This window comes from Vibrio penaeicida (assembly GCF_002933855.1).
GTDB lineage: Bacteria > Pseudomonadota > Gammaproteobacteria > Enterobacterales > Vibrionaceae > Vibrio > Vibrio penaeicida_A.
Genome location: NZ_BFAQ01000012.1, coordinates 21,547 through 34,856, shown reverse-complemented (window position 1 = coordinate 34,856; position 13,310 = coordinate 21,547). Strand labels below are relative to the sequence as shown.

14 protein-coding genes are annotated in these 13,310 nt (G+C 42.2%); 5 read left to right on the top strand and 9 right to left on the bottom strand.

All coding sequences use genetic code 11. From position 1 onward, the window contains the following. Positions 1-13: 13 nt before the first annotated feature. Positions 14-631 carry a TetR/AcrR family transcriptional regulator gene (locus tag VPNCDNU1_RS05715; protein ID WP_104399473.1) on the bottom strand — a complete coding sequence of 206 codons (618 nt, stop codon included), beginning with the start codon at positions 629-631 and terminating at the stop codon, positions 14-16. 188 nt (positions 632-819) lie between these two features. Here VPNCDNU1_RS05715 and aceB point away from each other — a divergent pair, with 188 nt between their 5' ends. Both aceB and VPNCDNU1_RS05705 read left to right on the top strand, forming a co-directional pair. Next, entirely contained in the window at positions 820-2,433 is a 1,614-nt protein-coding gene (aceB, locus tag VPNCDNU1_RS05710) for a malate synthase A (protein WP_371410777.1), read from the top strand. 182 nt (positions 2,434-2,615) lie between these two features. After that, positions 2,616-3,347: a GntR family transcriptional regulator gene (locus VPNCDNU1_RS05705; protein WP_104399471.1), complete on the top strand. Its 732-nt coding sequence runs from the start codon at positions 2,616-2,618 to the stop codon at positions 3,345-3,347. Between the two features lie 15 nt (positions 3,348-3,362). Here the strand turns inward: VPNCDNU1_RS05705 and VPNCDNU1_RS05700 are convergent, their stop codons facing one another. Beyond that, entirely contained in the window at positions 3,363-3,716 is a 354-nt protein-coding gene (locus VPNCDNU1_RS05700; protein WP_104399470.1) for a hypothetical protein, read from the bottom strand. 312 nt (positions 3,717-4,028) lie between these two features. On the opposite strand from VPNCDNU1_RS05700, the gene VPNCDNU1_RS05695 reads away from it, so the two are divergent. Then, a complete protein-coding gene (locus VPNCDNU1_RS05695) occupies positions 4,029-4,724 on the top strand; it encodes a VC0807 family protein (RefSeq protein WP_104399469.1) in 696 nt (231 codons plus the stop codon). A 122-nt stretch (positions 4,725-4,846) separates the two neighbouring features. Here VPNCDNU1_RS05695 and VPNCDNU1_RS05690 read toward each other — a convergent pair whose 3' ends face one another. The 6 genes from VPNCDNU1_RS05690 to VPNCDNU1_RS28790 form a co-directional block, all read right to left on the bottom strand. Further along, positions 4,847-5,602 (bottom strand): hypothetical protein, encoded by a 756-nt coding sequence (locus tag VPNCDNU1_RS05690; protein WP_104399468.1) that lies wholly within the window; start codon positions 5,600-5,602, stop codon positions 4,847-4,849. Between the two features lie 103 nt (positions 5,603-5,705). Then, positions 5,706-6,131 carry a hypothetical protein gene (locus VPNCDNU1_RS05685; RefSeq protein WP_104399467.1) on the bottom strand — a complete coding sequence of 142 codons (426 nt, stop codon included), beginning with the start codon at positions 6,129-6,131 and terminating at the stop codon, positions 5,706-5,708. Positions 6,132-6,406: 275 nt separating this feature from the next. Further along, on the bottom strand, positions 6,407-6,901 hold the full coding sequence (locus VPNCDNU1_RS05680) for a hypothetical protein (RefSeq protein ID WP_104399466.1): 495 nt from the start codon (positions 6,899-6,901) through the stop codon (positions 6,407-6,409). 84 nt (positions 6,902-6,985) lie between these two features. After that, complete coding sequence (locus VPNCDNU1_RS05675) at positions 6,986-8,056, bottom strand: hypothetical protein (protein ID WP_104399465.1); 1,071 nt, start codon at positions 8,054-8,056, stop codon at positions 6,986-6,988. Beyond that, the gene (locus VPNCDNU1_RS05670) at positions 8,053-8,841 is read right to left on the bottom strand and encodes a hypothetical protein (RefSeq protein ID WP_145959438.1); all 789 of its coding nucleotides are present in this window, start codon (positions 8,839-8,841) and stop codon (positions 8,053-8,055) included. The genes VPNCDNU1_RS05675 and VPNCDNU1_RS05670 overlap by 4 nt, the downstream gene beginning before the upstream one ends. Before the next feature lie 616 nt (positions 8,842-9,457). Beyond that, positions 9,458-9,595, bottom strand: coding sequence for a hypothetical protein (locus VPNCDNU1_RS28790; protein WP_167404731.1), 138 nt, complete (start codon positions 9,593-9,595; stop codon positions 9,458-9,460). A 352-nt stretch (positions 9,596-9,947) separates the two neighbouring features. On the opposite strand from VPNCDNU1_RS28790, the gene VPNCDNU1_RS05665 reads away from it, so the two are divergent. After that, complete coding sequence (locus VPNCDNU1_RS05665; protein ID WP_201797108.1) at positions 9,948-10,817, top strand: patatin-like phospholipase family protein; 870 nt, start codon at positions 9,948-9,950, stop codon at positions 10,815-10,817. A 99-nt stretch (positions 10,818-10,916) separates the two neighbouring features. Here VPNCDNU1_RS05665 and VPNCDNU1_RS05660 read toward each other — a convergent pair whose 3' ends face one another. Further along, positions 10,917-11,807 (bottom strand): EamA family transporter, encoded by an 891-nt coding sequence (locus tag VPNCDNU1_RS05660; protein ID WP_104399463.1) that lies wholly within the window; start codon positions 11,805-11,807, stop codon positions 10,917-10,919. Positions 11,808-11,902: 95 nt separating this feature from the next. Here VPNCDNU1_RS05660 and VPNCDNU1_RS05655 point away from each other — a divergent pair, with 95 nt between their 5' ends. After that, positions 11,903-13,285, top strand: coding sequence for an aminotransferase-like domain-containing protein (locus VPNCDNU1_RS05655; protein WP_104399641.1), 1,383 nt, complete (start codon positions 11,903-11,905; stop codon positions 13,283-13,285). Positions 13,286-13,310: the final 25 nt, after the last annotated feature.

Genomic DNA, 13,310 nt, shown 5'->3' with positions numbered 1-13,310 from the left:
CTTGGTGATGTTTTTAGGATGACGATGAACGGATTCCACACCCTTTAATCACCATTTGGGCGATAAACGCAGCTGCCTGCTCGAAGTCTTTTTCCTCTAATTCAGGCTTGTCCATCACAGTACAAATCTGCCAACTGAAATCGGCATATGTTTGGGTGGACGCCCACAACATGAACATCAAGTGTTGAGGCGATACTTCATCCATCAGCCCGTTTTCGCTCCATGAAGAAAACTTCTCAACCATATCTCGCGATTGTTGCAATAACTTCTCAGAAACTTCTTTTGGCAGCATTCTTCCACCACTCATCACTTCATTTGCAAACACTTTAGAAGCGTTCGGGTGATCCCGTGAAATACTGAGCTTGGTATGAATGTATTGCGTGAGCGCTTCAACTGGGTCATCCAGTTCTTCTAACGGCTTAGACGCTTCCAACAAAGGCTTGGTAATGGTGTTCAGCACGGCGTCGTACAGCTTTTCTTTATTACTAAAATAGTAAAACACGTTCGCTTTTGGCACCTCTGCCGCTTTTGCAATATCGATAATTTTGGTGGCTTCATACCCTTTTTGAGCAAAGCAAGCACCCGCAACCGAGATAATAAGATCGTGATTTTTTTTACGAATTCTAGACATGAAAAAGCTAAGTAAAAAGAAAAGTAAGTGCTTGATTGTACCACAGCAATTTGACCACAAATAAGCGAATCACAGCCCAATTCGCGGTCGCGCAACCGCATAATTGCGGTAATTTTGTGCAAAAACGCTTTGCTTCCTGATTAAAAATGCCATATAAAAAATACATTATTGTATACAATCAATAAAACATTAGGGAGTTTGTCATGGAAAGGAATTCGCAACCGAAGCTCACCGTCACTGGTGATTTAAAAAAATCAGGGTATCAGGAGATATTTTCAAAAGAGGCTTTGGATTTGTTAGAAAACCTTGCCGCTAAGTTTGAAACCCGACGCAAGCAACTGCTGGATGAGCGAGCTCAAAAACAAACCCTATTCGATGCAGGCCAACTCCCAGGGTATCGCGACGATACTCGCCAAATCAGGGAAGATATAAGCTGGCGAGTAGCGCCCATTCCTCCTTCCCTTCAAGACAGACGTGTTGAAATTACGGGTCCTATTGACCGAAAAATGGTGATCAACGCGCTGAATTCTGGGGCAAAGGTATTCATGTGCTGCTTTGAAGATGCTTCGTCCCCCACTTGGGACAACATGGTTCAGGGGCAAATCAACTTGAGAGACGCCAACAATGGCAGCATTGCGTTTGAAGATCTTCGTAAAAATAAACATTACACATTAAATAGCGATCCCGCGTTGCTCATCGCCAGACCACGAGGCATTCATTTACCAGAGGGAAACATTCAGCTCAATGGTGAACCCATTGGTGGGTGCTTAATGGACTTTGCCTTGTACTGTTTCCATAACCTTGAATCGCGACGCGCAAATGGTGAAGGCGTTTACTATTACATACCCAAACTTGAAAGCATGGAAGAAGCCCAGTGGTGGGATGATGTATTCAGCGAAACCGAGCAGTATTTAGGGGTACCAACGGGCACTATTAAAGCGACGATTCTTGTGGAGACATTGCCTGCAGTTTTCCAAATGGATGAAATCCTTTACGCCATGCGTGACCATATTGTGGCAATGAACTGCGGAAGATGGGATTACATTTTCAGCTACATTAAAACCTTAAAAAATCACCAAGACCGTATTTTACCCGACAGGCACTGCGTGGGCATGGATAAACCGTTTCTTGAAGCTTACAGCAAGCAACTCATACACACTTGCCACCAACGCGGCGCACTTGCCATGGGAGGAATGTCGGCATTTATTCCGAGTAAAGACCCAGCTGAAATGGAACAAGTGGCGAGCAAAGTTATCGCAGATAAATCCCGTGAAGCCCAAAACGGGCACGACGGTACTTGGGTCGCCCACCCCGCTTTAGTGGATATCGCCCTCAATGTGTTTAACGAACATTTAAAAGGGGCGACGAACCAGCTCGATTATATGCCTGACGTTAGCCACATTAGCGAAGCGGCATTACTTGAACCTTGTGAAGGCCCTAGAAACGAAGAAGGGGTGCGCAAAAACATTCGTATTGCGCTGTACTACATGGAAGCGTGGACCCGTGGTGAAGGCTGCGTACCCATTTACGGTTTGATGGAAGATGCCGCGACAGCAGAAATCTCCCGTGCCAGTATTTGGCAGTGGATTCATCATGGCATTACACTTGATGATGGCAGCGTATTTACCGCCGCCATTTTTAAAGATTGGCTACAGCAAGAACTTACGACTATCGAAAGTGAAATTGGCAGCGACACCTACCAGCAACGCCGCTTCCCAGAAACCACAGAGCTTTTTTATCGGCTCTCGACTGATAAGCAGTTTGCTACATTCTTAACCTTACCGAGCTACCATTTGCTGTAACCTGTGCAATGCAACGGTGCTGTGAAGCTCACAGCACCTTCTTACTCGCTGTCCTATCCGAAACACCTATACCCAAGTGACCTCAAGATGCAGAATTCTGAGATGACTTGGGTATAGCACCCTAAGCCAATTTGGGTATACAATAAAAAATACAAAGAGTTGTTACACTCCGATAGGACATCATGGCGAGTTTGAAAAACAGCAATTCCGATCCAATTAAAACCAAAGTACCCGGTCTGACTCAGGACGACGTGGTATACGGTCATATTTTTGATGCCATCCTAGAGCAAAGATTACCCCCTTCCACCAAATTAAGCGAAGAAGCGCTAGCCGACATTTTTGGCGTCAGCCGCACCATCATACGCCGAGCGCTCCACCGCTTATCGATAGAACAAGTCGTGGATATTCGCCCTAACCGTGGTGCTATGGTAGCCGCGCCAAGTAAAGAAGAAGCCAAGCAAATCATAAAAGCGCGAGAAGTATTAGAAATCGCCATTACTGAATTAGCGGTAGACAATGCAACCAAAGCGCAAATAGAAGAATGCCGAGCGCTGGTTGAGCAAGAAAACGAAGCGTTTAAAAATGGGGATTACGGTCGAGGTTTACGCCTTTCTGGCGAGTTTCACATCAAGCTAGCGGAAATGGCAGACAACTCACCCATGCTAGCGTTTCAACGAAGCTTGGTTTCGCAATCATCACTGCTGATTGCCCAATTCGAGAGCAATAACCATTCTAATTGCTCTCAAGACGAACACATGTGCCTGTTGGATGCCATAGAAAGCCAAAACCAAAAACAAGCACTGAAGTTAATGAAAGAACATCTTCACCACATTCGCTCGAAGCTGAACCTAGACGGACAAGTAAAATCGAATGATTTGCATGTGGTGTTTTCAGAAGTGATTAAGAAGAAATAACCCAATACCTAACCCTTACTGGGTGGCTTGAGTTTCTTTCTGTATGTCCTGCTTCAACCGTTTAATACGTGTTTCTTTATAGCCAAAAATGCCTAACATCACGACGGTGACACCCACACACATGTTCAGTTGAAGTGGCGAATACACATGAAAGTTTGTCGCCAAAAAATACAGCATCATCGCCATCAATAGAACCTGAATAACCCAACGAGGCTTATCATTAAAATCAAACTGCTGGGTCTCGGGTACGTACTTCACTTGCACTCTTCCAACTAAGAAACCCAGATTGATCAGCACGCTCTCTTTGTCTAGAGGTTTAAAATCGATATGGTTTAGCGCCAGATATTTTTCAAGACCTTTCAGATCCATTCTGTTGTTCCTTTTGATACTTCTAACTGAATTGAGACCGAGCCGATGATAACAGAATAGGATTCAAGGGCAGACTATTGAAGTTCAGATATGTTGGGTTTGATGTTACTAAGTGTGATTTGGCGTACTAACTAATAGTGCTCACGCTAGTTATCTTTTAAGACTAAATTTTGTTCAAAAACTCAAAAGAGGTCGATCTATTTCATAAGTCGTTACAGAACTCGCGATTTAACCCTTTACATCTGATGCCAAGCGTAGAACACTGCCCTTCGAAGTTAATAGTACCCGATACAGTAGAGTCAGTAAGAGATTATGAGTAACACGGCACCGAAAAAGTCGAACCCCCTATTCGAGATCCTCTTTAACGTTATCATTCCTTCCTTCATTTTGATGAAGTTTAGTGGCGATGAGCACCTAGGAACAGCCATGGCACTTGTCGTCGCGTTGATGTTCCCCATCGGTTATGGTGGTATGGATCTTATCCGCAACAAGAAGTTCAACTTCATATCGGCACTTGGCTTTGTCAGTATTTTGTTGACGGGCGGTATTGGCTTATTAGAGCTCGATACGCGCTGGTTAGCTTTTAAAGAAGCCTTGATTCCGGGCTTGATTGGCTTAGGCGTTTTGGGCTCCACCTTTACGCGTTACCCATTCATGCAGAAGATGATTTTGAACGACAGCTTGTTTAACCTTTCTTTGATTCATGAACGTTTAAAAGAGAAAGGCAAGTCAGAAGCATTCGAGCGCTGCCTGGTATCGTCGAATTACCTGTTCGCCAGCACCTTTGCCTTTTCTTCCGCCATGAACTATTTCCTAGCGACTTGGATTGTGACAAGCCCAGCTGGCACCGCGGAATTTAATGAAGAGTTGGGTAAGCTAACGCTTTACAGCTACCCTGCCATTGCAGTGCCAAGCATGCTGATGATGTTTGGTATTTTCTACTACGTATGGCGCCAAATCCGTGCAATGACCGATTTGGAAACCGAGCAGATTTTTCACGCGAAGTGATTGTGGAATGCTAAACCGTTAATTTAGGTTATTTAAAATACAGATAAATTGAAATCGCCCTCAACGTTGTTGAGGGCGATTTTGGCATAAAGTCTTTACAAATAATTTATGTCTTCGATATTTTAATGTACGTTTTCAGGTGAAAAGTAAAAAACAATTCTCGAAGCAATATTTATGAAATCGATATTTGCAAGATCTTGGTTTGAATGTTCATAGACAGAGAATATCAAACGTTCTCTCTTGTCTTTGGTTGAAGGTATAGTTAGCAAGTCGCTTTTTGAAAAGTAAGAGGCATACCCCTTAAGAGAGCCATTATAGGCATCTTTCGAACAACTATGCATATGGATTTCAAGATCAAATACATTTTTAAATTTGTGAGTGATTTTTCCATGGAGATAGCAGCCAATCTCATTCACCTTTATATCTTCAAACTCCCCGTAAATATTGAGAGATAATGAGTAGTTTTCATACCAAGCTATCCAATTCTTGCTTATAGTCTCTTGAGTAATTTTTTCACCAAGTCCTCCATAAGCAATAATTTCTCGATCGAACCGAGAACCAAAAAACAATCTTCTCTGATTACCTATCAGAGTGTTCTTAGATGATTTTTTAAACTCATATGTATCTTGGTTTTCACTAGTTGTGCTATCGACTATAGTACTAAACATAGTCCCTTCACGAATCGTTACATCCCCATTAAACCCAGCTTGATATATCCCGTTTCCCACCACTGTGAAATGTGAAGAAAAAGCCTTACCATCACTTCTTTCTAGTAGCCACCCCCCTTGAATATCATCAAAAGTGAGTAACTCTCCTTCAGTAGTGCAACTACTCGTCAACAATAAAAAAGTTAATAAAAGCAGAGTATTAAATTTCATATAAATTCGGTTTATTAAACTAAACAGGAAAATTTCACTTTCGTGAAGGGAAAGTGAAATTGACTAACAAATAATGTACCATTACAGCGATGCGAAAAGACTATTATTGAGCTTTCTCTTTCGCTATGGAATTCTCGATATTAATTTTATTATCATTGCTTATTTTAAATAAATGACCTCCAAGCAGTGCCAATGGAATTGCAGTCACATACGCCACAACATCAACCCACAACGGGTCATACTCTGCTACAAAAATACCTAAAATGATTGTTATTACTCCATATGCAATGGCATTTTTGTAAGGTTCCTCTTTCCCATACCTAGCCGAGATGTACCCGCCTAATACAGAGAGCAATAATCCAACTATAGTCATAAATACTAAGAAACTAGTTTGTTTTTCAAATGCCTCAACTGTTGCATCGTTAAAGTTTTCAAGAAACAAAACAACACTAAGAAGTCCAAATATTGCCGCTAATATAGTACTAACAACAAAGGCTATAATTAGACCTTTAAAGCTCAAATTCTTCATTTTTAATCCTGTACAAATGATATTGCCTAAACTCTAACATTTCCTAAATCTGAAAATAACACTTATCCCCCTTGGATAGTGATTTTCTTATCAATTTATAATAACTGAGACGCAATCATCTAGTAGGAATACCAGTAAGGCAAGTGAGAACTATGTTAATAAGCATGAACTAAACTTTATAACCCTTACCCGAATAAACATTTTCAATCTTCTTTAATACCTATCAAAAACTCTAAAGTCCACGCTTGGGGCTTTGATTTTCATATTTAGGCGTTTTAGAAAGGCATTGGAACGAACAGTTTGAATTTGTTTCCATTCCAATAAAGGTAGGTTTCGTCTGAAGAAGGAGTCGGGACAAGTATTATTTGGCTAGCCGATTTCGCTAAATCTGACGCTTCGCCATTCAATATGGCTGCATCTACAACCGACAGCTCTAGATCCAGGTCAAAACCTAACGCATCGCATGCCTGCATCACATGAAATTTATCTCCGACGGGCACAAAAATAGCTTCATTTTTTAAACTGCCTGTTTCCGTGCATTGATAAAGCTCATCCCACGGGCTATAAGCCTTTAGGCTTTCTTCTTTAAGATCTACCTTCGTGATATCCGCGTAAACAATATCGGTGTTTTTTTCTGATACCACTTTTCCTGAAAGCACTTGTTTTGTTCCTGAAATATGAAACTCTTTCTTAGCTGCTTCATTCGCATTCAAAAAACCACTGCCAAAAGCAGCGGTGACAGCCAGAAATAGAATGTTTTGTAAGTTCATCGGCTTTTTCTTGGTTTGATACTGGATGGTTCCAAATGCATAACGGGCCTCAGTAACTCTCTGAGGCCGCTCTTAGCTACATATTTACCATGAATAAATGCTAATCACTTTGCTGTTGAAGGTGAGCAATTGGCGATTTGAAGGGTGAAGTGTGTAGTTATGATGTTTTTCTGGGAGCTCCAATATTTTTGAACAACCTTTATCTGAAATCTCGTAAATAACGAACCTTGAGTGCTCGCCAGACAGCTGTTCTATAAGTACATGGTTTCCATCCATAGTGTATTGGGGAGATGATTGAATGGAGGTTCCCTTAAACTCGCAAAGCAGCGTTCTAACAATTTTGTTATCTACAACTTTCAAGTGTTGGATGTTGTCTGGACCGTATGCACGATAAATATCGCCGACTTTATTAGTCTCTGAAAGACCATACTCCATACTTTGCTTGGAGAGAATTTCATCAGATTTATAATTCCATAGAGTGAGCCTTTCAACCCATTGGAACATTACAATCCCTTCTGAATCATCAACAATCACTGGGGCATACACATAGCTATTTAAAGTATCGAAGCTTGTTATCTTCCGCCCTGTTTTAGAATCCCATATATCCAACCATGTATCTTGATCGGCAAAGAGCTTCATTGCACCACTAGTTACACCGATTTTCTTTCCAAAAGATGATCCTAAGAACTGGGGATAGAGATCATCAAACTTTACAATATCTTCAACACTTTTAAATGGGGAATGAATAACAAGCCCTCTTGAGTAAAGGAGCTCTCCATCAGAAGAAATACGAAAGTCTCTTCCGCGTATATCTTCGTGTTGAAGAAGTGTTGTGACATCGCCTTCCGGTGTTATTTCGAGTAGCTGCCCTTTAATATCCACAACAAATACTTTGCTCTTGTTGGAAGCATAACTGGAAACCTCATGCTCCAACTCTAAGACTTTTGTTTCCTTGTCATCAATCAGTAAGACCTTATTAGAGTACTTAGCCAAAAAGACCGAGACATTTGAGGGCTGTGAAAGCTGAAGTATGGTTTGACCATAATTCTGAAAATCATGTTCAAGTACACTGATTTTTTCTACCTTTTTTAGCTCGCCAGAACAAGCCGAAGAAAAGGCGAGAAATATAAGAGTGTAAATAGTTTTCTTTATCATGCTGCTACAAACCCGTAGTAGAAATTTAGGAAATCTTTGAGAGACAGTTTCTTTTGAGAATTTCTTCCATGTAGAGGATAACGCCCATTAGGGTAACCCCAAGTCATGACATACACCTCGATAGGCTTGTCGATATTCTCTTCAAGCTGGCTAAGCGTATAAGAATGTAGAGGTTTTCCATCAAGCTTGATAGGTTGAGACAGAACTACCCAGTGATTGGGTGTTGCTTGAATTTTAAATGAACCCTTAGTCACTTTTGTACTTATAAATAGACATACACTCTTATTTGCTGTGAATTCACGTTGGGCACTTTGAAGGTTTTCAATACTTCTGGGAGATGAAATACTTGTCTTGTTAACGGCACTCCCAAACAAAGTGGACTTGAACCACCCGGCTAAAGATTCTGGTAACGTGATCCCTCCCATCTGATCACTAAAATGATCGTAATTGAAAAATTTATTGGAAGAGTCTCGTAAGCTGGCGAGTGCCATCCAGTCTATTGCTCTAATTGCTTCACCTTTTCCACCAGAAGAGGATAAAACTGATGCTGACAAACATTTTGCTGACGGCGTAACTTTAAGACCACCTAAGTACGCTTCTCCATGTTTCCAAAGCTGTATAAGATAACTTGCGTATGCATTGGGATGTCTTGCCGCAACACAAGTCATGAAAGCATTTGGACTGCATAGTGAAGCAGCTCCCTGATTGATTTTCCAAGGAGCTTCAATTCTATCCCTAAGTTCCAACACGAACTTATTTGGATTCAACCCTAGATTGGTAAACACTGACTTTGGAGATTCTTAAACAAACTTACTTATCTGAACTTTGTAGTCTAGTGGCTTTTCAAGTTTCTCTAACGTTCTAATTGATGTGGCTGTTGACATATGTAAACCTAACAAACTGAATATATTGACAATAATATTATTTCTTCTTCATTTATTTTCGAATTTCTCTGATTATTAGTCAATTTAACGTACTACTAAAGTCACGATCACCGATGTATTTGAGATGGACATCAAAGTGCGTATCACGTAACTCATTCTATTAACTATATCGTCGCGAGTTTTTCGGTTAGTTCACTACAAATAAAGAGCAATGCACAAGCGATCTATTATGCGGTTATAAGCGTCTCATCAAGAATAGAGTAACCGAATATAAGAACGAAGAATTAAGGATTTGTAAGAGTAGCTTTTTAAAAGTGTTCTTATTTGTTAAGTGGGCGGAGAATTAAAAACTTACTGAAAATGGGAGTTAATGAAGAGAGCTCAAGAAAAGAACGCTTTTTGAGAATCGAGTAATCAGAAGCTCGACACCCGCTTTCTTTTGAATACAAGCGATAAGCGGTGTTTATTGATTCTTAACGAATTCGTTAAGAATCGGGTTAGCTTATCGCCCAAAGTTTTATTTTTCCTCGGCTTCTTTTTTCAACTTCCTATCTTGGTCGAAATGCCATTTGATAGCGAAGTATCCAGCCACGGCTAACGCGATGACCTTAATCGCCATAGCTACATAAGGGAAAAAATCTGTCCAATGACTCATTATCTATCTCCGCGTTAATTGTAATCTTGTGGGCTTTCAAAAAATTTAAAGGCTAAGCATGTCGTTTTTATCTTGCAGTTCTAATGGTTAGAGCCAACTCTAAACGACGAATGACCTATCAATCGGTTGAATATATTTATCAAGGTTATATTTGTCAATCTAACCGGAATGTTTTGGAGCACCTTGTTCACAGTTTCTTTTTTCAGCTCAAGAAAATCCCTCCTCCCAATTACAAGTTTAAAGTGCGTGTGATATCGCGATATCCATCATGCTTTGGGATAAATCACTTGAAAATACGCGCCGAAACTGGATTCTGTATCGCTTTGATCTGTTCAAATAAACCGAGCCTCCCATGTTGAAAACACTGATTCCTGCCTCTTTATCGCTATTGCTGATGGCTTGCTCATCGCCAAATGTCTACAACGATTTGAATGTTTCTGAGCCCATTGTCGCAGGGGAACATAAATTGGGGGTCGCTTTTGGAGGTGGCGGTGTTCGGGGCTTTATGCACTTAGGCGTGTTGAAAGCGTTGGAAGAAGAAGGAATACAGCCGGATGTGGTCAGTGGAGCGTCTGCAGGTTCGATTGCGGCGACGCTTTATGCCTCTGGAATGAGTTTTAAAGACATGGAAGCCGCCATTGAAAAGCTCGGAGTATCTGACGTAGCGGACATTGTGCTTTCGTCCAAAGGGTTCGTAAATGGTAAACGCTTATCCGACTGGATCAACGCGCATGTCGGGTATAACGATCTGGCAGACATGCCCATCCCTGTAGCGGTGACTGCCACCAATATGACGACGCGTAAGACTGTGGTTATCCGTTCTGGCAACCCTGGGCATGCAGTACAAACCTCTTCCACTGTGCCAGGTACTTTTGTTCCCGTTGAAAACCAAGGTGATATCTTAATTGATGGCAGCGTATTCAGTGTTGTGCCGGTTTATACCGCAAAAGATCTCGGTGCTAAAAAGGTCATCGCGGTCGATATTTTTTGCCACAATCAACCCGCACCGGAATTGACTGTAAGTAAAGTGTTGCTGGCGACGTTCAGAATGCAGAGCTGTAGGCTGTCGCAACAAGAGATGGCTAGCGCAGATGTGCTCATCACACCGAACTACGAACCAAGCAGCGACGTGTCGTTTAATGATAGAGCGAAATCCATTGAGGCAGGTTACCTTGCCGCAAAAGAAGTAATGCCACAAATCAAGGCGCTACTCGCGAAGTAATGATTAAAAAAGGGACTACATTTCGTGAGTCCCCTTCCCTTTTTAGGCTCGGATTTATAAAGGTTAAGTCATCCCTCAACTCGTCACGTTGCGGATATCTCAGTTCACTACTGGCTTAGGTTCTAACACGCTTTTGCTTGTCGCAGGTTTCACTATTAAACCAATACCGACTAGGAACAATACACAGGCAATCATTTGTGCGGTACTGAGCATCTCGTTATACATAAAATAACCAGAAATGAGCGCAAATACTGGGACTAACAAGGTTAAAGGTGCGGTAGTGCTAAGCGGATAGCGAATTAACAGATTGCTCCAAACCCAGTAACCAAATAATGTGGTTGGGTAAGCTTGGAATGCAACCGCTATGGTGGTGTTCATATCCCATACTTCAAAGGCGTGTGCCACTATATTGGGACCATAAATGCTCACCGCGAACAACACCAGTGGAATCGGTGCAAAGAACATCCCCCATACGTTAAAGGCAAATGCCTGAGTGGTTTTCGATGCTTTCACGATCAAGCCCATCACTGTCCAGCTGGCAGCGGCGATCATAATAAGAAACACACCTTCCGCCGTAAGGTTACCATTGGTTGCCGAGATCAATACCAACAAGGCGACCAATGCAACGACAGCACCAATGACTTTGCGTTTTGAAACGGTATCTTTTTGGATAAACACGCCAACTGCCATGCTGATTAGCGCGTTCGATGAAAGCAGTACCGAAGACATACCGGAAGAGAGCCCCGCCGTGATAGACCAAGATGCCATTCCCCATACCCCTACACCGAATACGACGCCGTAACCAGTCAAGTAACCCCATGCTACGTTTGGTCTACGAATAAAAAATATGGCCGGTATCACTGCCAAAGTAAAACGGGCAGCGGTTGCCAGTAATGGGTGAACATCGGTAATGCCCATCTTTATCATTGAGAAGTTAAAGCCCCATATCGCCATGACAAAGACTGCCAACAATAGATCGTTTCTTTTCATAACTGTCCTCCTTTTCTCTTGAAAAAGAGTATTACTCGAGTACAGTTATCGGTACAGATACAATTATTCTCACAAAAAGCAGTACAGTTATGTCTATGAGTATGTACAGAACATTAGCCAGTCGGTTTATACGAGAAATTGAGGTAGGTAAGCTCCCTGAAGGCAGCCGAATGCCATCACTTAGGCAGCTCTCAAAGCAGCAATCGGTGAGCATGTCGACGGCGGTAAGCTGTTACCAAGAACTGGAATCACAGGGTTGGATACATGCTCGCCCCCAAGCTGGGTATTACGTTTCTCCACAACTGAGCAAGCATAACGCTCCAGAGTGGGCGCGCTTTGAGAGCAAGGTGTCTTCGGTGACTCAAAACTTCGCCATTCATTCTCTACATAATGGTCCGCTAGGCGTTTCCAGTACCAATATAGACGTGGTATCTCTGAACGAACTGGAACGCAGTTTTCGACGAGCAAGCAAACGGATAGGTAACCGCCTCAATCAATACCCGAATACACAAGGCGACCCCCTACTGCGTAATGCATTGAGCGATCATTTCTCGAAACTTGGGCTGCATATAAACCCCAATGAACTGGTGATTACATCGGGTTGTATGCCCGCCATTAAAGCTGCGCTGGAGTCTTGTACTCAGGTGGGCGATGCCATTGCTATCAGCTCGCCTTGTTTTAGTGGCATTTTGGATTTGCTTGGGCAGATGGGAAGAAAGATTGTCGAGATCCCTTCTTTAGATGATGGGATCGATTTGTCTCAGCTTGAAACACATTTGCAGAAAGGCGTGGTTAAAGCGGGGGTATTTTGTACCTCGCACATGAACCCACAAGGGATAACCATGTCTGTAGAGCAAAAACAAAGATTGGCTGAACTGGCTAACGTTTTCCAGGTTCCCATCATTGAAGATGATGTTTATCTAGAACTCTCTTATTCCGACCACACGCCCTTACCCGCTAAATATTATGATCAAGGTGGCTATATTCTTTGGTGTGGTTCTGTCTCCAAAAGTTTGTCGCCGAGCTACCGCTTAGGTTGGTGTATGCCTGGGCGTTACACGGATCGTTATCGCCAAAAGCATGCAGCATCCTGCTTTGGTATATCCCTTCCTATGCAGCTTGCTATGGCAGATTTCATTGAGTCAGGTCATTACACAAAACAACTCAAACGTCGACGCAATACTCTACTTAATTTGAGGCAGACGTATCTCAGCTATTTGACTGAACGCCTTCCAGAAAACGTTAACATCAGCCACCCTCAAGGGGGAATGGTGCTCTGGTTACAAGTCCCTACCCTTAATGCCTCCAAGTTCGCTGAACTTGTGGAAGAAAAAAAAATTGATATCCGTTTAGGTCACCTATTCAGTACCTTGTCCCTCTACAACAACTGTTTAAGGATTAACTTTGGCTTTGAACTCACCAAAGAGGTAAAAGAAGAGCTGGACGTATTGATTGATGCGGTAAAGCAGGCTTGTTGACTGTCAAATCCAGACAGTTCATATA

Bases quoted from the DNA above. Each gene is read 5' to 3' on its own strand.
- VPNCDNU1_RS05715 (WP_104399473.1), bottom strand. From the start codon at position 631: ATGTCTAGAATTCGTAAAAAAAATCACGATCTTATTATCTCGGTTGCG.
- VPNCDNU1_RS05705 (WP_104399471.1), top strand. From the start codon at position 2,616: ATGGCGAGTTTGAAAAACAGCAATTCCGATCCAATTAAAACCAAAGTA.
- VPNCDNU1_RS05700 (WP_104399470.1), bottom strand. From the start codon at position 3,716: ATGGATCTGAAAGGTCTTGAAAAATATCTGGCGCTAAACCATATCGAT.
- VPNCDNU1_RS05695 (WP_104399469.1), top strand. From the start codon at position 4,029: ATGAGTAACACGGCACCGAAAAAGTCGAACCCCCTATTCGAGATCCTC.
- VPNCDNU1_RS05690 (WP_104399468.1), bottom strand. From the start codon at position 5,602: ATGAAATTTAATACTCTGCTTTTATTAACTTTTTTATTGTTGACGAGT.
- VPNCDNU1_RS05685 (WP_104399467.1), bottom strand. From the start codon at position 6,131: ATGAAGAATTTGAGCTTTAAAGGTCTAATTATAGCCTTTGTTGTTAGT.
- VPNCDNU1_RS05680 (WP_104399466.1), bottom strand. From the start codon at position 6,901: ATGAACTTACAAAACATTCTATTTCTGGCTGTCACCGCTGCTTTTGGC.
- VPNCDNU1_RS05675 (WP_104399465.1), bottom strand. From the start codon at position 8,056: ATGATAAAGAAAACTATTTACACTCTTATATTTCTCGCCTTTTCTTCG.
- VPNCDNU1_RS28790 (WP_167404731.1), bottom strand. From the start codon at position 9,595: ATGAGTCATTGGACAGATTTTTTCCCTTATGTAGCTATGGCGATTAAG.
- VPNCDNU1_RS05665 (WP_201797108.1), top strand. From the start codon at position 9,948: ATGTTGAAAACACTGATTCCTGCCTCTTTATCGCTATTGCTGATGGCT.
- VPNCDNU1_RS05660 (WP_104399463.1), bottom strand. From the start codon at position 11,807: ATGAAAAGAAACGATCTATTGTTGGCAGTCTTTGTCATGGCGATATGG.
- VPNCDNU1_RS05655 (WP_104399641.1), top strand. From the start codon at position 11,903: ATGAGTATGTACAGAACATTAGCCAGTCGGTTTATACGAGAAATTGAG.